The organism is Paraburkholderia sp. IMGN_8, assembly GCF_038050405.1.
Taxonomy (GTDB): Bacteria; Pseudomonadota; Gammaproteobacteria; order Burkholderiales; family Burkholderiaceae; genus Paraburkholderia.
Window position 1 is genome coordinate 3,099,115 of record NZ_CP150901.1, and the last position, 19,410, is coordinate 3,118,524.

Below are 19,410 nucleotides of genomic sequence, written 5' to 3' on the forward strand. Positions count from 1 at the left end.
CTTTCGACGCGATCTCGCGCCGTAACACACAGGAGAAGGATATGCGTTTTACTGGAAAGACAGCTCTCGTGACTGGCGGCAACAGCGGCATTGGTTTTACTGCAGCGAAGCTTTTGATCGCCGAAGGCGCCCGTGTTGCGATCACCGGCCGCGATCGGGCAAAACTGGATGGGGCGGTATCCGAGCTCGGCGAAAACGCGCTTGGCATAGCGGCTGATCTCGACGATGAAACCGCGATCGAATCGATGTTCAAGCAGATCCGGGAAACATTCGGGTCGCTCGACATCGTTTTCGCCAACGCCGGAATCTCCGGTCCGACGCCGCTCGGCAGCACAACCGCTGCTGCGTTCGAGGCGATTCTTCGCACCAATCTCACCGCTGTCTTTCTCACGGTTCAATCGGCCCTTCCGTTGATGAGCGCCGGCGGCGCGATCGTATTGAACGGCTCCGTGATGCGCGAGTTAGGCTCGCCGGGGTCGGCCGCTTATTCCGCTACGAAGGCGGGCGTCACCGGCATGGCGAAGGTGTTTGCATCCGAACTCGTGCAGCGTGGCATTCGCGTCAACACCGTGATCCCAGGCGGCACGCGCACGCCGATCTGGACGCGCGGTGCACGGGCCGGCGCAACGCTCGACGGGACCGAAGAAGCGTTCGCGCCGCGCATTCCGCTGGCTCGCCTCGCCACACCTGAAGAGGTTGCCAAGGCCGTACTTTTCCTCGCGTCCGATGACGCTTCGGGAATCACGGCGGCGGAAATCGTCGTCGACGGCGGCACAATCGGTGCGCCGTGGGGGGCGCCTATCTTCCGCAAGGGATGAAGCCGAGGCGAACGTGTGCATGCGGCGATCCAGCCTTGGAGATGAGCCGCATGCCGGTGAAAGTCCGGATAACGTTGGCTCAACAATGCTCGGCTAACGACGGCTCCACTTCCAGGTGCCGATGCGAATCGTCTATTCGATTTGCGGACTGGCAAATTCCAGGGCCAGCTTGCGCGCCGCGTTGGCGAACATCAGGATGTCAACGCCCGTGGCGACGAAGGTGCAGCCCAGTTCGAGGTAGTGTCGTGCAAGCGCGGGATCCGAGGTCAACGTGCCGGCGGCTTTGCCTGACGCGACGATGGTGCGCATGGCGGCCTCGATCGCACGTTGGACTTCAGGATGGCCCGGCTTGCCGCGATAGTCCATCGAGGCGGCCAGATCGGCCGGGCCGATAAACACGCCATCGACACCCTCGACCGCGCAGATCGACTCGAGATTCGCCAAGGCGGTCACGGTCTCCGCCTGCACCAGCACGCAGATTTCGCTGTCGGCGACGTCCAGATAATCGGCCCGCGCACTCCAGCGCGAGGCCCGGCCAACCGCGCTGCCCACACCGCGAATGCCATGTGGCGGATAGCGCACGGCGGACACGACCGCCCTCGCCTGCTCCGCGGTGTCGACCATCGGCACCAGCAGCGTGCGTGCGCCGATGTCCAGCAGACGCTTGATCAGTGCCGGGTCGCTGTTGACAGGCCGCACCACGGCCTCGGCTCCATAAGGCGCGACCGCCTGCAACTGCGCGAGGATGCTGCGCAGGTCGTTCGGCGCGTGCTCGCTGTCGATCAGAAGCCAGTCGAAGCCGGCGGTCGCGCTCACTTCGGCCAGATACGCGTCGGCCATGGAAAGCCAGAAGCCGATCTGGCGGCGCCGCGCGGCAAGAGCGGATTTGAACGAATTAGGCGCCGGCATCTGCATTGCGTTGCTCATGGTTCTCGAACTCCACGGGTTTGTCTTCGAACTGGATGGGTTCCACTTTGCCAAGCAGGAACACGTAATTGAGGATGGCGATCGCGATCAGCACCGATGAAAAAACCAGTGCGGGGATGAACGATCCCGTCGCACCGACAATGGCGCCCGTCACCACCGGACCGACCACACCACCCATGTTCGACACCGTGTTCTGGACCCCTGCGACCATCGATACCATGTTCCGCGGCGCGACATCGGCGGGCAGCGCCCACACCTGGGATGCGGCAACCGTCGTGCCCGACTTGGCGATACAGAGCAGAACCACGGCCATGACCGCGGATTGCGCAAAGGCCGCGAGACCGATGCTCGATGCCATGACGAGGCCGATGACGAGAAAGAGCTTGCGGGTTGCGGTGAGAGAAAGCTTGCCGGAGCTGTATACGCGGTCGGACGCCCATCCCGCCAGCACTTCGACAAACATCGATATCACGAGCGGCAGTGATGCCATGAAACCCATCTCCATCAGGCTCATGCCGCGCTCCTTCACCAGGTAAGTGGGCAGCCATGTGATGAAGAAGTACGAGTTGTAGTTGATCATGAAGAAGCCGATGCACATCGCCCAGATGTTCCGGTGTGCGAATAAACGCTTCCAGGACGCGCCCGGCTTGCGGGCATCGGCGGGCTGCAGGCGCTGCTCGTCACAGATGTGAGCGAGTTCCGCCGCGTTGACCCGCTTGTGATCGGCAGGCGAGTCCTTGAACGTGAACTGCCACACGACGCACCAGATCAGACCCAGCGAACCGGTAATCGCAAAGGTGATTTTCCAGTTGAAGGTCGCCAGAAGGTAAGCGATCAACGGCAGTGCGATCGCGCCGCCGAGCTTCGAGCCGCTGTCGAAGATGCCCGCGACCGTCGCACGCTCCTGCTTCGGAAACCATCTGGATGCGATACCCGCGTTGCTCGGATAAGCGCCCGCTTCTCCGATGCCAAGCGCGACGCGCAGCGCGACAAGCGACCTGAATCCGCTGGCGAGCCCGGTGGCGGCAGTCGCCAGCGACCACCAGAACACGGCGAGACCAAGGACCTTCTTCTGGCCGAACCGGTCGGCCAGCATGCCGGCCGGCAATTGCAGCAGCGCATAGGACCAGAAAAACGCCGACATCACGATGCCCATTTCTATCGCGCTCAGATGAAACTCCGTCTGAATATGCGGCGCCGCGGCGGACAGCACGGTGCGGTCGATATAGTTGATCGCGATCGCCGCCCACATGAGGCCGGCCACCAGCCAGCGCACCTTCGATCGTGACTTCCGTTGCCAGTCGCTCTGCATGTCTTGTCTCCTGTGTCGACCGGAGTTAGCGCTTTAGCTGTCGACCAGAGTTAGCGCGTCAGCTGTCGACCGGAGTTAGCGCTTCAGCGCTTACTTCGGTCCCATGCAAAGCACTTACTCTGGTCCCATGCACAGCACTTACTCCGGTCCCATGAAAGATGGTTGTTGTTTTGTATTGGCACTTCCGGTTGCGCATCGCGCGACGCTTCGAGGCGTCAGCTCACGATGCCCATATGCCACGGTACGAATTCGTGATCTCCCAGGCCCAGCAATTCGCTTTTCGTCCGCTCACCCGACGCGGTACGCAGGATATGCTCGAAGATATCCTGTCCCATCTCCTGCACGGAGCGCTCGCCGTCCATCACGCGTCCACAGTTGATATCCATATCCTCGCCAAGGCGCTTGAACATCGGCGTATTGCTGGCGAGCTTGATGGTCGGCGCAGGCTTCGAGCCGAACATGGAGCCGCGGCCGGTCGTGAAGCAGATCAGGTTTGCACCGCTCGCGATCTGACCGGTCACCGCAACCGGATCGTAGCCGGGCGAATCCATGAAGACGAAACCCGCGCGGTCGATCGGTTCGGCGTATTCGTAGACTGCCTGGAGCGGCGTGGTACCGCCCTTCATCGCGGACCCCAGCGACTTTTCGAAAATATTCGCGAGGCCGCCCTGCTGGTTTCCCGGGCCGACCACGCCATTGAACTGGCCGTTGTGGCCACGCGTATAGCGCTCCCACCAGGCGAGCCGGTCGAGCAGCTTCTGCCCGACTTCGGGCGTCACCGCGCGGCGGGTGAGCATGTACTCGACACCGTGAATCTCCGGCGTCTCCGAGAGGATCGCGGTGCCGCCGTGGCGCACCAGCAGATCCATCGCCGCGCCAAGTGCGGGATTGGCCGTGATGCCGGAAAAGCCGTCCGATCCGCCGCATTCCAGACCGATCTTCAGATGGCTCGCCGATACGCGACGCCGCTCGATGTCGTTCGCCGCCGGCAGCATCTGCTCAATGGCCGCGACGCCCGCCTCGATCGTCGCGCGGGTGCCGCCTTCGTTCTGCATCACGAGCGCGTGCATCGTTTTTCCGGTCGCAAGCCCCTGCGACTCCAGCAGATCCGCCACCTGGTTGCGTTCACAACCGAGGCCGACCACCAGTACGCCGGCAAGATTCGGATGCCGCGCGTAACCGGCCAGCGTGCGCCGCAGGACGTCGAAATGCTCGCTCGGCGAGGACATACCGCAGCCGCTTGTCTGCGCAAATGCCACCACGCCGTCGACATTCGGGTAGCGGGCGAGACGCTCGGGCGTGAACCACGCGGCAATGTGCTTGATGACCGTCGCAGAGCAATTGACGGAGGCGAGGATGCCGATGAAGTTGCGGGTGGCGATGCGCCCATCAGGACGCACGATGCCGAGGAAGGTCGCTCGCTGTGCCTCCGGAACGTAGTCAACCGGGCGAACGTCCTGACAAAAACCCGGATCGCGCTCGAAGTCGATCAACTCGATGTTGTGCGAATGAACGTGCTCGCCCACCTCGATATCGCGCGACGCCCGGCCAATCACCGTGTCGTATTTGCGTATGGGCTGGCCACGCAGGATGCGGGTAGCGGCGACCTTGTGGCCCGGCGACACCTGCGCACGCATCCGCAGCTCCATATCGCCGAACCGCAGCAACTGGCCGATCGCCAGCGTCTCGCGCGCGATCAGCACGTTGTCCGCCTCGTTGAGCCTGATGAGCGGGCCCGTGAAGGCCGTGTTTGCCTGCAACATCTTTTTCGTCCTCCGTGGCTGGCTTTCGAGGGTGCATGCCCGAACGTCCCAGCCGTCACTTGCCGCTTGCCGCGATTGATGCAAGCGATGTCTCAATGTTGATGTCGGTGTGTCGATACTGCCGATGTTACCGGTTTATGTAACCGGTAACATCGGCAGTATCGTAGTATGCTTTTGCGATAATTGCCAGCCACCTTTTCAATTCGACGAAAAATTTCCTGTGATCAAGACCCGGACCGACTTCAGCACGCCAGCAGAGCACGCCGCCTCCCGCCGCGCCCGCAAGAACACTGGCCGCGTCACGCTGAGCGATCTGGCGGCGCTGGTGGGTGTCACGAAGGTTACGGTCTCGCGGGCGTTGAACACCCCCGAACTCGTCTCGATCGATACGCTCGAACGCGTGCGCGAGGCAGTGCGGCAGACGGGTTACACGCCGGACCTGATTGCAGGGTCCCTGGCTTCGAATCGCAGCCGCCTGATCGTCGCGCTGATTCCGGCGATGGCGGGAAGCGTCTTCCAGGAAACCTTTGCGGCGCTGACTGCCGAACTGGCCGCCGCGGGTTATCAGTTGCTGATCGGCCAGAGCGGCTACGACGAATCGCGCGAAGACGCGCTGCTCGACGCCATCGTGGGCAGGCGCCCCGCGGGCATCGTGCTGACCGGCGTGATTCACTCGGAACATGCGAGGCAAAAGCTCCAGGCTTCGGGTATTCCCGTCGTCGAAACATGGGACATCACGCGGGCGCCGCTCGACATGCTGGTTGGCTTTTCTCATCAGAAGGTCGGCAAGGCCGCGGCGCGTTATCTGCAATCACGTGGTGCGCAACGGCCGGCCGTGGTGACGCCGAGCGATCGCCGCGCGCAAACGCGCACCCAGGCGTTCGTGAAAACGTTCGGTCCGGCGACCAGGATTCCCGTCATATCGGTCGAGTCGCCGGCCAATCTGGGTGATGGCAGGCGCGCGTTGAGCGCCCTGCTCGATCAGCACCCCGATATCGATGCTGTGTTCTGCGGAGCCGATATCCTTGCCCTGGGCTTGCTGATGGAGGCCCGAAGCCGGGGCCTGTCGGTCCCGCGGCAACTGCGGGTGATCGGTTACGGCGATCAGAACTTCGCACCGGACACGGACCCGCCCCTCACCACCATCCGGATCGACGGCACCCGAATCGGCAAACTGGCGGCGTCCATGCTGGTTGAAAAAATAGAAAGCGGCGTCGAAGCGCAACGTATCGTCGACGTCGGCTTCACGCTGATCGAGCGCGACAGCGCCTGATAGCGGTCTGGGCGCCCAGTGGCGCCGTGCCCATGAAGCCGGCCGCATGCACGAGTGCATCGCATGATGCCGATGGCATCGAGAGCAGGCTTGAGCACCGTGAAGTCCGTCACGTCGACGGGCACCAATGCGGCTGGCCGAGGCAAGCGTCAGCGACATCGACAATCGGCTCGCTGTCCCTGTGCGCTTCGTAAAAACGGTCGACGCACCTTATCTGCTCGAAAGTCCACCACGTTCCCGGCGGATCGTGCCCCAGCCACATCACAGTGGCCGCCGCCTTTGTCCGAAGCCCCCATCGTTGCCAGTCAGAGCCTGTCGGCGAAAAATGGCCCTGCTTGTCCATGTACGCGTTCAGGTCCAGGCCGTATCGCTTCAGGTAGGGCGGGTTGAGGCGATCCTCGATAGCAGGCTTTTCGCCACGGGAAATTCGTGCGTTTTCCGTGGCCTCGTCCAGACGGAAATCACTCACGGCACGGCTTATCACCGACAACTCGTACAGCAACGTTGCGCCAATTGCCAGACACGTGACGCCTATGCAAAGCACGAGCACAACAAGCACGCGCCTTCCGGTTACCGGATGCATCAGGGCGTTTCTCCTTCCTGCGGCTTTTCGTCAAGATTGCTCCTGAACTCGTCCTTCTTGTGTGAACCGTCGCAGAATGGTTTGTTGTGCGAGTGGCCACACCGGCATAGCCAGACCTCATCCCTATCCACTTCGATATTTTTCCCGCCCTGAGTGGTAATCTTGAAGTCGCCCTTGATGTAGTACGGGCCGTCGTTCCGGGGGGTGATAATTGCAGTTGCCATTTGCGCCTCCGATCATCGTGAATCGCGCGATCCCGCACCTGTTCGGGACACCTGATGCGGCAACCTGAATACAGGTACAGGTCGAATTTCAGTCTATATCCGATACTGCGCCGAGGTGCGGCACGCGTCGCGGCATCGCACAAAAGCCTGTCGAAATTCGCCGCGGATGGTGTGAGGACATCATGATCTGGCTCGCCGATGCGGTGCTCGTGATGCACGCGCTGCTCGCGCTTTTTATCGTCGGCGGACTCGCGGCGATCTGGGTTGGCTCGGGCCTCGATTGGGAATGGGTACGCAATCGGCTGTTCCGGCTCGCTCATCTGTTCGCGATCGGCCTGGTGTCGATCTTGTCGCTGCTGGGCGTAGCCTGCCCCTTGACGGTGCTGGAAGACTGGTTGCGCACTGGCTCGGTTGGCGCGCAAGGCTTCATCCAGCGCTGGGTGAGCCGCCTGCTCTATTACGATGTGCCGGTCTGGGTGTTCACGCTCTCATATGTGGTGTTCGCTCTGGTGGTGCTGCTGACCTGGCGCGGGGTTCCGCCCCGGCAACGCACGTAAGACACGCACAGCACGCACGTAACGCAAAGGGATCAGGCCCGCACCTGGATGCGATTGACAACGCCATCGATCGCATCCAGACACCAGGCGTCCTGTTCCGCCTGCCGTTTTTCGGCTTCGGTTGCCACCCAACCTGCTAGCGTAATCCTGTGGTTTTCCACGCTGATGGTGATCTGTTCGGCGCGCACACACTGATCGGTTTCGAGCACCAGGTGCAAGGCATCGGAAATCTCATCGTCGCCGTCCACTTCGGCGGGCACTAACTCCAGCAGGTTCACCACGTCGCGGCAGCCGCCGACCCACCAGGCAGTCACACTCGCGAGGCGCTTGTGAGACAGGCTGACCACTTGCCCCGTCAAGGTCACCACACCGTCCTCGACCGTCACTTCGACGACGCCGCTGCCTTCGTTGCCCGCCTCGTCCATGGTGCCGCGCAGCACTTCGAGCTGACCCTTGACGCGCGCACAGATCACGCAGTTGCGGAACTCCACCGCCTGCGCCAGCCGTTCGCCGATACGTGTGCGCAACTCGCCGTCACCGACCGGCGGGTTGGCGGTGACACGCAGTTGGTCGACCAGACGCGTCCCCTCGCTGTGTACCTGGGTCAACTGCAGAAGGCGTTTCTTGGATGCGATATCCGGCACCTCGCCTGTCACGGTCAAGGCATCGCCGTCGAAAGTCATATGAATGGGATGATGCTGGAGCTTCAGGTGTGATTCGCGTTCGAAAGCTGCCATTACCTGCTTCAAGACCGTATCGCTGCGTTGCATGATCTGCCTCGCGCAAAGGTTGGGTGGCACAGCGCGCTTTATGCCGCGCTGCGCAAGCCTTGCCGCACCGGGCGGGAGCCGGTCAGCTCGGCATACCCTGCATGCGACGGGCGAAGCGTGCCCGCTCGGCCCGGTCCATCAGATCCAGGAATTGTTTCGAGCCCATGTGAATCAGCACTTCATGATCGCCGGCCTCGAAATAGACGTCCGGCTGATGGGCGAGGCTCTCGTCAAGATAGGTGTACATGCCGTAGGCAGTACACACCGGCGGAACGGCGCCCACGTCGCAATCCTTGAACAGTTCCCGCAGATCGACCTCTTTAGCCAGCAGGAGGTGACGTCCGGTCTGTGCCCAAAGCTCGGACAGCCGCACGGCGTAGGTCGATGGCAGCACAGCCGCCACATAACCGTGCTCGTCTTCAAGAAGCACGGTCTTGGCGAGACGATCGCCGGGAATATGCGCTGCCGCCGCGGTTTCGATACTGGAATGGCTGTGCGGATGACGCACGATTTCGTACTGCGAGCCCTTGCTGCGCAGGCAGTCCTCGAGAGTGGCAGACATTGACATGACGCACCTCCTCAGGAAGGAAGGAAACAGGAGATTATTGCGCGAGATTCCTTAAGGATAGTTCGCTTTCGCTCACGCGTGAAAAACATGCGGACGGCCGCGCCGCGACCGCGCGGGCGTGACGGCGAATGGGACGATGACCCCTTATGGCACACGGCTCCGTTTTCGCCAATAATGGCCCCACATCCACTACTGGACGAGGGCGGCCATGCGTTACAGCCCCGACGCCATCCGTACCATCGCCCTGGTCGGGCATGCCGGATGCGGCAAGACCTCGCTTGTCGAAGCCTTGCTGCACGTAGGCGGCGCGTTACACGCGCCCGGCAGCGTGGAGCGCGGCACCACGGTCTGCGATTTCGACCCGCTCGAGCGCAAATATCACCACTCGCTGAATTCCGCCGTCGCCCACCTGCACTACCGGGATACACGCATTTATCTGCTGGATACGCCCGGCTATCCCGACTTTTCCGGGCTGTCGATCAGTGCCCTGCCCGCGGTAGAGACTGCCGCCATCGTCATCAACGCACAGACCGGCATCGAAATGACCACCCGGCGCATGATGGCGTGGGCGGAGCAACGCAAGCTCTGCAGAATGATCATCGTGAACGGTATCGATGGCGAAAAGGTCGACCTTCCGGGGCTTCTGACGCAAATCCAGGAGGCCTTTGGCAAGGAATGCCTGCCCATCGACCTGCCGGCGCAAGGCGGCAGCCAGGTCGTGGATTGTTTTTTCAACCCTGCCGGCGATGCCGATTTTCTGTCTGTTGCTGCCGCGCACAATGCGCTGGTCGATCAAGTGGTCGAGATCGATCCCGCCTTGATGGAGCTTTACCTGGAGCAGGGCGAGGCCATCAGCCCGGAGCAGTTGCACGAGCCCTTCGAGCGGGCGCTGCGCGAAGGTCACCTGGTGCCGATCTGCTTCACGTCGGCGGCCAACGGCGCCGGCATCGCGGAATTGCTCGACGTGTTCGTCCGGCTCCTGCCCAATCCCATGGAAGGCAACCCGCCGCTCTTCTACCGCGATGCCGGCGGCCGCCAGCAAGTCGTGCGCGCCGAACCGGACGCCGACAAGCATGTATTGGCCCACGCCTTCAAGATCGTCATGGACCCTTACATCGGCAAGATGGCTGTGTTTCGCATTCATCAGGGCACGATCAGGCGCGATAGCCAGCTCTATATCGGTGACGGGCGCCAGCCGTTCAGGGTCGCCCATCTGATGATGCTGCAGGGCAAGGAACACGTCGACGTCCCACAAGCCGGTCCAGGCGATATCTGCGCCACGGCCAAGATCGACGAGATCGGTTTCGATGCCGTGCTGCACGACGCCCCCGAGGACGGCGACATTCACCTGACCCCGCTCGACTTCCCCACGCCCATCTATGGTTTAGCGATCGAGCCCGCGCGCCGGGGCAACGAGCAGCGCCTCTGGGAGATTCTGCAAAAGCTGAGTGCGGAAGACCCGTGTCTGCGTATCGAACACCCGGTCGGCACCAACGAGACGGTGGTGCGAGGTCTGGGCGAGTTGCACCTGCGCCTCATGCTGGAGCGGCTATCCGAGCAGTACAAGCTCGAGGTCGTGACGCGGCCGCCGAAGATCGCCTATCGGGAAACCATCGGCGCCAAAGCCGAGGGGCATCATCGCCACAAGAAGCAAACCGGCGGCGCCGGGCAATTCGGCGAAGTGATGCTGCGCGTGGAACCACTGCCGCGAGGCACGGGTTTCGAGTTCGTCGACGCCGTCAAGGGTGGCGCCATCCCCGGCCAGTTCATGCCCGCCGTGGAAAAAGGCATCCTGCAGGTCATCGACAGCGGGCCGCTTGCCGGCTTCCCGATGCAGGACGTGCGAGTCACCGTCTTCGACGGCAAGAGCCATTCAGTCGACTCCAAGGAAGTGGCGTTCGTTTCCGCCGGGCGCAAGGCTTTCATCGATGCGGTGCTGAAAGCCCAGCCTGTCCTGCTCGAGCCCATTGTGGACATCGAGGTGATGACGCCGGAAGCCGTGATGGGCGACATCATCGGCGACCTGTCCGCCAAGCGCGGCCAGGTCCACGGCACACGCACGGCCGCCGGCAACGCCGTGGTCGTCGCGGGGCAGGTGCCATTGTCCGAACTCAACGACTATCAGGCGCGTCTGAACGCCATCGCCGGCGGGCACGGCAACTACAGCATCCAGCTCAGCCACTACGATCCGGTGCCCCCCGCTCAGCAGGAGCGGATGGCGTCGCAGCACAAAAAACAGGGTGACGGCGCGGCACCGTGAGCGGCATGCCGGTCGCGTCGTCAGGATCAGGCAAAGGCCAACTGAAAATGGTTTTCCTCAGCCTTTTGTCGCACCGAACGTCAGTCCCGCCACAAAATGCTTCTGCATCGCGAAGAACATCGCCACAGAGGGAAGCGCGGCAAGAATCGACCCAGCCGACACAAGATTCCACGCCGTGGTCCACTGCCCTTTCAACGCGGCGACACCGACGGTAATCGGCGCCGCATCGTCGCCTTGTGTCAAACACAACGCCCAGAAGTAGTCATTCCAGACGAACGTAAACACAAGAATCCCCAGCGCTGCAAGCGCCGGCCGAATCAGTGGAAGCACGATCCGGTAAAAGACCTGCCATTCGGTTGCGCCTTCCACACGGGCCGCTTCGACAAGCTCGAAGGGCAACTCCTTAATGAAATTACGCAGGAAGAGCGTGCAGAAGCCGGTCTGAAACGAAAGATGAAACAGAATCAGCGCGCTCACCGTGTTGAACAGACCAAGCTGCAACGATAGATCCCGCACTGGAATCATCAACACCTGCACCGGCACGAAATTCCCCGCGACAAACGTCGCGAACAAAGTCGAATTGCCGCGAAACCGATAGGTAGCAAGCGCGAATCCCGCCATCGCCGCAAGCGCGATCGACGCCACGACCGCGGGCACCGTGATCAGCACGCTGTTCCAGAAGTAATGCAACATCGGCGAGGTAGTCAATGCCTCCCGATAGTTGTCGAACATCGAGAAGTGCTTCGGCCAGCCCCAGTAATTCCCCTCGCTGAGTTCTTCCGTCGAGCGCACCGACGTGACGAGCACCGCGATCATCGGCAGCAGCCAGATCAGCAGCGCGAGCGGCAAAGTCAGCTTGTACACGCGGCGCGTTGCCGGCTTCCATTTGTCGATGGCGATCGGAAACATGGTCGGCTCCTTATTGCTCGGCGCGCAGCATCCGCCGCAAGTGATAAACGATGTACACCAGCATGATGCCGAACAACACCACCGCCACTGCCGCGGAATAGCCGATGCGGTAATACTTGATCGCCTGGTCGTACATGTAATACGCGAGCACGGTCGAACTCTCGAACGGTCCGCCACCGGTCATCACCGAGATCAGATCGAAGCTGCGCAATGCGCCGATCACGGTGACGACGATCGCCATGAACGTAGTCGGCCGTAATTGCGGCAGAATCACATGCCACAGAAGCGACCAACCACGCGCGCCCTCCATCCGTGCGGCCTCGATCTGCTCGGCGTTCAGCGACGTCAGGCCGGTCAGGTAAAGAATCATGCAATAGGCTGTTTGCGGCCACAGTGCCGCGAATACGATCCCGAAGGTCGCATAGCGCGCGTCGCCCAGTACCGGCACGCCGTGGCCGAGAATCAGCGCGAGCAAGCCGAAGGTCGGGTCGTAGAACCAGGAGAAGATCAGCCCGACCACCACGCCCGAGAGCACGAACGGTGCGAAAAACAGCGATTTGACGATGCGAATGCCGGCCACGGCCTGGTTCAGATACAGCGCCACGGCGAGTCCCATCGGCGGAGCGAGCAGGAACAACAGCAGCCAGATGAGGTTGTTTTTCAGCGCTGTATAGAACGTCTGCGAATGGAACAACTCGACGTAGTTCGAGAGACCGACAAAAGCCGGCTCGGTCATCCCGTCCCAGTTGAAAAAGCTCAGGCGGATGGTCGACAGGATCGGCCACACCACATAGATGGCCACCATCACGCAGGCCGGCGCGAGAAACAGGAAGGCAGCACGCCGATGCCGGCGCGCAGTCGGTGATGGACGGCGCCGGCGCGCCAGGGAGGGCGACCCGCCGCGCAATGCACCGCCCGATGCCGGTATGCCTGAACCGGCAGAACCAGGGACCGTGTGACGGGTAACGGAATGCGACAAGATTACTCTCCCGATCGAACGTGGCGGGTGGTGGCCAAAGCAGGCGGCCCGAGGGCCGCCACCGCTTACTTCTTGTAGATTCGCTTGCGCGTCTGCTCGAGTTGCGCGAGCACGTCGTCGAGCTTCGAGGGATCGGAGACGAATTGCTGCATCCCCTTCATCCCTTCATCGGCCATTTCCTTGGTCATGTCGCGATCGTAGAACTGTGCAATACCGCCCTTCGTGTTCGCGAGAATCTGGAAGCCGATTTTCGAAATCGGATCTTCGGGTTCCGGCGACTTGCTGTTCGCCGACAGCGAACCGAGACCTGCCGCCAGCTTCGCGCCGATCTCAGGCGTCTCGACGAACGCGAGGAAGGTATGGGCATCCGCCTTGTTCTTCGCCTTCGACGGAATATGCAGCGATTCCACCGGACCGTCTTCGGCGGTCGGCACCTTCGCGTCGATGATCGGGAACTGGAAGTAGCCCATTTCCGTTTTCACATTCGGCGGGAAGCCGCCGGTAATGAATGTGCCCATCAGCATCATCGCGGCCTTGCCCTGGAACAGGAACGGCTGCACCGCGTCCAGATCGTAGGAGAGCGAATTGTCGATGAAATAGCCGGCGTCGATCAGCTGCTTCCAGGTCGTGTACACCTTCTTGACTCGCGGATCGGTGTACGGCACCTCGCCCGCCATCAACTTCTGATGGAATGCGTTGCCGTTCAGGCGCAGATCCAGATAATCGAACCAGCCCGCCAGCGTCCACGCATCGCGCCCCGCGACGGCGATCGGCGTAATGCCGGCCGCCTTCAACTTCTTGCAGGCGTCCAGAAACTGGTCCCACGTTTTCGGCTCGCCGGCAATACCCGCCTTCTGGAACAGATCCTTGCGATAGAACATGCCCCACGAGTAATACACGGTCGGTGCGGCGTACTGCTTGCCTTTGTAAGACGACGCCTCCTTGGTCGACGCGTACGTATCGTTCAAGCCGTTCTTCGCCCAATCGCCGCTCAGATCCTCGAACAGGCCGCGTTGCGCGTAATACGCCATGCGCTCGCCGTCATGCCAGTTGACGATATCGGGAGCGACCGTCGACAGCCATCCAGGCAGTTGAACCTTGTAGGCCTCCTCGTCGACGAACGACACCTTCACGTCGATATCGGGATGCGCTTTCTTGAACTCGTCGATAGTCGACTGCCAGACCGCGCGCTGGCTGGCGCCCTTGAACGCGATGTTGACTGCGAGCGTGCCGGCCTGCGCGGTACTGACGACGGATGTCCCTGCGGCGGCCGCGGCCAGCGCGAGTGCAAGCAGAATTCTGCGTGGTTTCAGTGTCATGCTGCGTGTCTCCTTTATCCCTTGATTTTGCGTCGTTGTCGTTACTGCATGGAATCCTTCGGCCAGCTCGTCAGGTCGATCGGTACACCGCCACGCCCTGCGGGCCGACATTGCGTGAACCGATCACGAAAGCGTCGTCGGCCACACCGGCAATCGAGTGAACCTGCGCGCCGTAATTGAATACGTAGGTCAGCGCGCCGCGCCGGCTGATCCGCACGCTGTCGCCGAGCGGCGTCGTCTCGACACCTGCCTCGCGTGCGATCTGCGCGAACAGACGAACCGTGAGCGCATCGTCGAACGGACTCGCGAAGTAATGGAACGCGCCGCTTCGCACATACGCTGGATGGCCATCCGCAAATCGGGCGCGCACGTCGAGTGAAGCCGCTCCATCGCTGCCGACGAAATCGCGCCAGTGGCGCGCGAAGCCGTCGTCCACGGTAGCGTCGCTGCTGTCTGCAAGCCGCACCGCTTCAGTCACGTTCGGCCGCATCGATTCGACGCGCCACACGCGCAGCGGCAGCACCGAGGCAAGCGCGCCTGGCGGCAGGTTCGCCGGAATCTGCAGATCTTCCGTCTTCGAGCCGGTGCGTGGGCCGAGCACCACCTGTGCGCCCGAGCTTGCCAGCCGCGCGGCAAAATCGGCCGGCACGACCGGCAGCGGCGGCACGACGATTACACGGTAGCCATCGAGCGGCGCATCGACCGGAATCACGTCCACATCCAGCCCGAGTGCGCGCAGCGCCGAGTAATACTCGAACGCGAAACGCGGATAGTGAAAGTCCGCGCCCTGCGGATGAATCTCGAAGAGCCACTTCGCTTCGTAGTCGTAGACGAGCGCGACCTTCGCGCGAATCGCAGCATTGGCGCCGGCGTCCGCTGCGAGCACGGAGCGAATCTCGTCGGCGACCTGTGCGGCCTCGTTGCCCCCGAGGTCGAGCCGGTTATCCGGCGTGTTCAACCCGGCGTGCATTTGCTCCTGCGCAAACGGCGCCTGGCGCCAGCGGAAATACGATACGCAGCCCGCGCCATGCGCAAAAGCTTCCCAACTCCACAGCCGTACCATGCCCGGCAGCGGCGCCGGATTCCACTGCGCCCAATTCACCGGACCCGGTTGCTGCTCCATCACCCAGAACGGCAGCTTCGACATGCCGCGGTAGACGTCGTGATTGAACGAAGCGAAGTCGGGATGCCCGGTGCGCAGCCAGCGCGCCTTGACGTCCGGCGCAAACCATTGCTCTTCGAGCGCGCCGAGCGGATAGCTGTCCCAGGTCGCGACATCGAGATCGGCGGCGACCTTGTAGTGATCGAACTCGGTAAAGAGCTGCATGAAGTTGTGCGCGACCGGCCGTCCCGGCGAATGCGCGCGGATGATCTCGACCTGCATCCGGTTGTAGCGCGCGAGCTCGTCGGACGCAAAGCGCCGGTAATCGAGCCGGTGCGACGGATGGGCTTCGGTGACGGTCGCGATCGGTGCATCGATCTCGTCGAAGCTGCGGTACTCCATGCTCCAGAACACCGTACCCCACGCGCGGTTCAAAGCATCCACCGTTTGATACCGTGCCTTCAGCCATTCGCGAAAGCGCCCTACTGCTGCTGGCGAATAGCTGACTACCGTGTGATGGCAACCGAATTCGTTATCGGTCTGCCAGTACGCGACCGCCGGATGCTTGCCATATCGCTCCGCAACCGCCGTGCAGATCCGCTGCGATGCAGCGAAATACGATGGTGAGGAGAAGTCGTAATGACGGCGTGAGCCGAACGCACGAGGACGTCCGTCCGCCCCGATCGGCAGGATGTCCGGATGACGGTCGATCAGCCACTTGGGCGGCGTCGCGGTCGGCGTGCACATGACCACCTGCAGCCCGGCCGCGCCGAGAACGTCGATCGCGCGATCAAGCCAGCCCCAGTCGTATTCGCCAGGCGACGGCTCGATCCGGCTCCACGCAAATTCGGCAATCCGCACCTGCTCGATGCCGAGCGCTTTCATCCGGCGCGCGTCGTCTTCCCACATCGATTCCGGCCAGTGTTCCGGGTAATAACAGACTCCTAGGCGCATCCGAATGTCCTCTATGCGTAGTGTTCGACGAATTCGAGCGAAGCGGCGGCAAAGCCGTCTTCGGTAAACAAATGGCAAGCGTGGTTGGGGACCCGCAAGCCCGCGCGGTCACCCGGCATCAGGCGCGTGTCGCCCGGCGCTTTGGCGATCAACGTGGCGCCGCCAGGCTGATCGAGGTGGACATAGCTGTGCTCGCCAAGATGTTCGACGAGGGAAACGGTACGGGTCAGAACGGCGTCGTCCGGCATGGCCGGGGCCGTGTTCCTGGAAACTGCGGAGTCGATGAATTCGAGGTGTTCGGGACGCACGCCGAGTGTGACGAGTTGCGACGGCTGCAGTCCGTCGCCGCTCACCGGCACACGCACATTTTCGGCCGTCTGTTCGAGCGTGACGGTCACGCCATGCGGATCGACCGACGCTACGCGTCCCGGCAGAAAATTCATCCGCGGCGAGCCGATGAAACCCGCCACGAAACGGCTCCTCGGCCGGTGGTACAACTCGAGCGGCGCGCCGACCTGCGCAATGCTGCCGTAGCGTTCGGTGTCCTTGCCCGCGTGCAGCAGCACGATCTTGTCGGCGAGCGTCATCGCCTCGACCTGGTCGTGCGTCACGTAGACGACGCTGGCTTTGGCGAACTGCTTGTGCAGACGCGCGATCTCGATGCGGGTCTGGCCGCGCAGCGTCGCGTCGAGATTCGAGAGCGGTTCGTCGAAGAGAAACACGCCCGGTTCGCGCACGATGGCCCTGCCGATCGCGACCCGCTGCCGCTGACCGCCGGACAATGCCTTCGGCCGGCGCTCCAGCAGCGCCTCCAGTTGCAGAATGCGCGCGGCTTCCCGCACCTTGCGGTCGATTTCGTCCTTTGAGGTTTTAGCGAGCTTCAGGCCGAATGCCATGTTCTCGAACACGGTCATATGCGGAAACAGCGCGTAGCTCTGGAACACCATCGCCACGCCGCGCTGCGCCGCCGGTACGTCGTTGACGAGCAGGCCGCCGATCGACAGGTCGCCGTCGGTCACGTCTTCAAGACCGGCGATCATCCGCAGCAAGGTCGACTTGCCGCAACCGGACGGACCGAGAAACACGCAGAACTCGTTCTCGCCGATCTCCAGATCGACATCGCGAATCACCAGCGCGCCGTCGCCATATGCCTTCTGCACGCCTCTCAACGAAATGCTCGCCATTGCATCGACTCCGTGATTTAATCGGCTCGATGTCGGAGATTAAGCGCTTAATCAGCAGGCTGAAAAAAAGTCGATCGCACGCGATCGTCTAGCCTTGCCTGTCTCCGATATCGTTTTGTCTGTGCGGCAAATGGTGCCGCGCCTTTGGCCGCGATGCAAATGTCGAACAGTCGTCCCACATATTGAAGACACCATGCCCACACTCAGCGAAGTCGCGCGTCATGCCGGCGTCACCCCGGCCACCGTGTCCAACGTGCTGCGCAATCGCGGCCGGGTCGGTGCGACCACCCGGCAGCGGGTACTCGACGCTGTCGACGCACTCGGCTATCGCCCGCATCTGGCCGCCCGTGCCCTCGCCGAAGGTCGCGCGCCGACGCTCGCGCTGATGGTGTCGAGCATCGCCAATCCGTTCTATCCGGAGTTCGCGCTCGCCGTCGAACGCGCGGCGCGCAGCAGCGGCCACTTCGTGATCATCTGCAATACGAACGAAGATCCGCTCTCCGGCCGGGCGTATCTGGATCAGATCGCCGGGACGCTTTCCGAGGGCGTACTCGTGACGAATGCGAACCTAGACTTTGCGGATCTTCACGCCACCGAGTCACGCGGCACGCCCGTGGTGCTGTGCATGTGGGAACGTCCGAACGAGCCGCCCGGGCTGCCCTGCGTCGCGGTCGATTTTCGTCTGGCCGGCGAGCTGGCCGGCGCGCACCTGCTCGAGTTCGGCCATCGCCGGATCGGCGTGATCTTGGGCAGCAAGGCCTCGGGCATTCACGCGGCCCGCTACGAAGGCTTTGTCGATGCACTGCGTACAGCCGGTGCGCCGAAAGCCCCGGTCAAACATGCAGCCGATACGATACAAGGCGGCTACACCGCAGCGCGCGCGTTGCTGGAAACCGATCCGAAGCTCACCGCGATCTTCGCGACCAACGACCTGCCGGCGCTCGGTGCGATGCACGCCGCCGCCGATCTCGGCCTTAACGTGCCCGGCGATCTATCCGTAATCGGCATCACCGACATTCAGCTGGCGCGCGATTCGCGGCCCGCGTTGACCACGATCGCCGTGCCGACGGTCGAAGTCGCTGAACTCGCGGTATCGCTGTTGCGCGACTTGATAGAAGCGGCGCCGCGTGGCGAGAGCATGCGCACCATTGGCCCGTCGGTGCGAATAGCGTCCAGTCCAAAACTCATTGTGCGTGCGTCGACAGCGGCCCCGAGGCGTGCTCGCCCAACTTAGAATCCGACACCGCCCAGTCGATCGCCGCGTCAAACAAGGCGGAGCCATCGGCACTCAGTTTTTCGAAGCTGCGGTTACCCAAAAACAAGGCAACCCGCCGCGCTGGCGCGATGAAGTCATAGTCCATCGTTGCGCCCTTTTCGTACGCAAACAGCACCGCTTGTTGCGGCTCGCCGGGGATCGTCGCAATGACGGTCGCGCCCGGTGCCGGCTTGCCCCAGCCCATTTCGTCATCGCGCGGATAGACCCAGCGTTTTCCCGCGGGCAACCCGCCCGCAAGCGGACTCGGTGCGTTCACAACGTTGATGTAATGCTCCTTTTCGACCTCGCCGAAGTCCTCGCCTTTCTTCGCACCGGTAAAGCGCAGCGAATCGAAGAGATCCGCCTCCCAGGTGACCAACGGCACGGTGATGTCCTTGTACGAGGTGCCCACCATGTTGCGCGCACTGACCACCGACGAAATAATCACAAGATCTTCACCGTGAGCCGCGCTTGACGGCGTGGTCTCGTCGACCATCGTCACGACCATTCCGCGCTTTTCCAGATAGGCCCGTACCTTGTCGTCGATCGCCCTGTCCCGATGCTGGAGGCGGGTCACATACAGGACCTTCTTCGGTGCGACTGCCTGGGCCTCCGGCTGCTGTGCATGCACAGCCGGCACGCACAGCATGGCG

The 19,410-nt window shown here is 62.4% G+C and carries 18 protein-coding genes; 5 read left to right on the forward strand and 13 right to left on the reverse strand.

Annotated features, from left to right (window positions below; all coding sequences use genetic code 11):
- The first annotated feature begins 41 nt into the window (after positions 1–41).
- Positions 42–818, forward strand: a complete 777-nt coding sequence (locus WN982_RS35225; RefSeq protein WP_341316613.1) for an SDR family oxidoreductase — start codon at positions 42–44, stop codon at positions 816–818.
- 132 nt (positions 819–950) lie between these two features.
- On the opposite strand, the gene hpaI is transcribed toward WN982_RS35225, so the two are convergent.
- From hpaI to WN982_RS35240, 3 genes are all read right to left on the reverse strand, one after another.
- On the reverse strand, positions 951–1,727 hold the full coding sequence (gene hpaI / locus WN982_RS35230) for a 4-hydroxy-2-oxoheptanedioate aldolase (RefSeq protein WP_341319524.1): 777 nt from the start codon (positions 1,725–1,727) through the stop codon (positions 951–953).
- Positions 1,714–3,057, reverse strand: a complete 1,344-nt coding sequence (locus WN982_RS35235; protein WP_341316614.1) for an MFS transporter — start codon at positions 3,055–3,057, stop codon at positions 1,714–1,716. Before WN982_RS35235 ends, hpaI begins: the two co-directional genes overlap by 14 nt.
- Positions 3,058–3,272: 215 nt before the next feature.
- Positions 3,273–4,820: an altronate dehydratase family protein gene (locus WN982_RS35240; RefSeq protein WP_341316615.1), complete on the reverse strand. Its 1,548-nt coding sequence runs from the start codon at positions 4,818–4,820 to the stop codon at positions 3,273–3,275.
- 304 nt (positions 4,821–5,124) lie between these two features.
- Between WN982_RS35240 and WN982_RS35245 the strand changes: the two genes are divergently transcribed.
- A complete protein-coding gene (locus tag WN982_RS35245) occupies positions 5,125–6,093 on the forward strand; it encodes a LacI family DNA-binding transcriptional regulator (RefSeq protein ID WP_341319525.1) in 969 nt (322 codons plus the stop codon).
- Between the two features lie 109 nt (positions 6,094–6,202).
- Here WN982_RS35245 and WN982_RS35250 read toward each other — a convergent pair whose 3' ends face one another.
- Both WN982_RS35250 and WN982_RS35255 read right to left on the reverse strand, forming a co-directional pair.
- Positions 6,203–6,595 carry a hypothetical protein gene (locus tag WN982_RS35250; RefSeq protein ID WP_341316616.1) on the reverse strand — a complete coding sequence of 131 codons (393 nt, stop codon included), beginning with the start codon at positions 6,593–6,595 and terminating at the stop codon, positions 6,203–6,205.
- 80 nt (positions 6,596–6,675) lie between these two features.
- Positions 6,676–6,900, reverse strand: coding sequence for a CDGSH iron-sulfur domain-containing protein (locus tag WN982_RS35255; protein ID WP_341316617.1), 225 nt, complete (start codon positions 6,898–6,900; stop codon positions 6,676–6,678).
- Positions 6,901–7,082: 182 nt separating this feature from the next.
- Between WN982_RS35255 and WN982_RS35260 the strand changes: the two genes are divergently transcribed.
- Positions 7,083–7,457 carry a DUF2784 domain-containing protein gene (locus WN982_RS35260; protein ID WP_341316618.1) on the forward strand — a complete coding sequence of 125 codons (375 nt, stop codon included), beginning with the start codon at positions 7,083–7,085 and terminating at the stop codon, positions 7,455–7,457.
- A gap of 32 nt (positions 7,458–7,489) precedes the next feature.
- Here the strand turns inward: WN982_RS35260 and WN982_RS35265 are convergent, their stop codons facing one another.
- Both WN982_RS35265 and WN982_RS35270 read right to left on the reverse strand, forming a co-directional pair.
- Positions 7,490–8,227, reverse strand: a complete 738-nt coding sequence (locus tag WN982_RS35265) for a BON domain-containing protein (protein ID WP_341316619.1) — start codon at positions 8,225–8,227, stop codon at positions 7,490–7,492.
- A gap of 82 nt (positions 8,228–8,309) precedes the next feature.
- Positions 8,310–8,795 (reverse strand): YbaK/EbsC family protein, encoded by a 486-nt coding sequence (locus WN982_RS35270; protein ID WP_341316620.1) that lies wholly within the window; start codon positions 8,793–8,795, stop codon positions 8,310–8,312.
- A gap of 208 nt (positions 8,796–9,003) precedes the next feature.
- On the opposite strand from WN982_RS35270, the gene fusA reads away from it, so the two are divergent.
- A complete protein-coding gene (fusA, locus tag WN982_RS35275) occupies positions 9,004–11,055 on the forward strand; it encodes an elongation factor G (protein ID WP_341316621.1) in 2,052 nt (683 codons plus the stop codon).
- 57 nt (positions 11,056–11,112) lie between these two features.
- Here fusA and WN982_RS35280 read toward each other — a convergent pair whose 3' ends face one another.
- The 5 genes from WN982_RS35280 to ugpC form a co-directional block, all read right to left on the reverse strand.
- The gene (locus tag WN982_RS35280) at positions 11,113–11,964 is read right to left on the reverse strand and encodes a carbohydrate ABC transporter permease (RefSeq protein WP_341316622.1); all 852 of its coding nucleotides are present in this window, start codon (positions 11,962–11,964) and stop codon (positions 11,113–11,115) included.
- A gap of 10 nt (positions 11,965–11,974) precedes the next feature.
- A complete protein-coding gene (locus WN982_RS35285) occupies positions 11,975–12,943 on the reverse strand; it encodes a sugar ABC transporter permease (protein WP_341316623.1) in 969 nt (322 codons plus the stop codon).
- Positions 12,944–13,008: 65 nt separating this feature from the next.
- Positions 13,009–14,262 carry an extracellular solute-binding protein gene (locus WN982_RS35290; protein WP_341316624.1) on the reverse strand — a complete coding sequence of 418 codons (1,254 nt, stop codon included), beginning with the start codon at positions 14,260–14,262 and terminating at the stop codon, positions 13,009–13,011.
- A gap of 70 nt (positions 14,263–14,332) precedes the next feature.
- A complete protein-coding gene (locus WN982_RS35295) occupies positions 14,333–16,318 on the reverse strand; it encodes a beta-galactosidase (protein ID WP_341316625.1) in 1,986 nt (661 codons plus the stop codon).
- Positions 16,319–16,329: 11 nt separating this feature from the next.
- Positions 16,330–17,502: a sn-glycerol-3-phosphate ABC transporter ATP-binding protein UgpC gene (ugpC, locus tag WN982_RS35300; RefSeq protein WP_341316626.1), complete on the reverse strand. Its 1,173-nt coding sequence runs from the start codon at positions 17,500–17,502 to the stop codon at positions 16,330–16,332.
- A 193-nt stretch (positions 17,503–17,695) separates the two neighbouring features.
- On the opposite strand from ugpC, the gene WN982_RS35305 reads away from it, so the two are divergent.
- Complete coding sequence (locus tag WN982_RS35305; protein ID WP_341316627.1) at positions 17,696–18,736, forward strand: LacI family DNA-binding transcriptional regulator; 1,041 nt, start codon at positions 17,696–17,698, stop codon at positions 18,734–18,736.
- Here the strand turns inward: WN982_RS35305 and WN982_RS35310 are convergent.
- Positions 18,687–19,406, reverse strand: coding sequence for a hypothetical protein (locus WN982_RS35310; RefSeq protein WP_341316628.1), 720 nt, complete (start codon positions 19,404–19,406; stop codon positions 18,687–18,689). The two genes, WN982_RS35305 and WN982_RS35310, sit on opposite strands and share 50 nt — an antisense overlap.
- Positions 19,407–19,410: the final 4 nt, after the last annotated feature.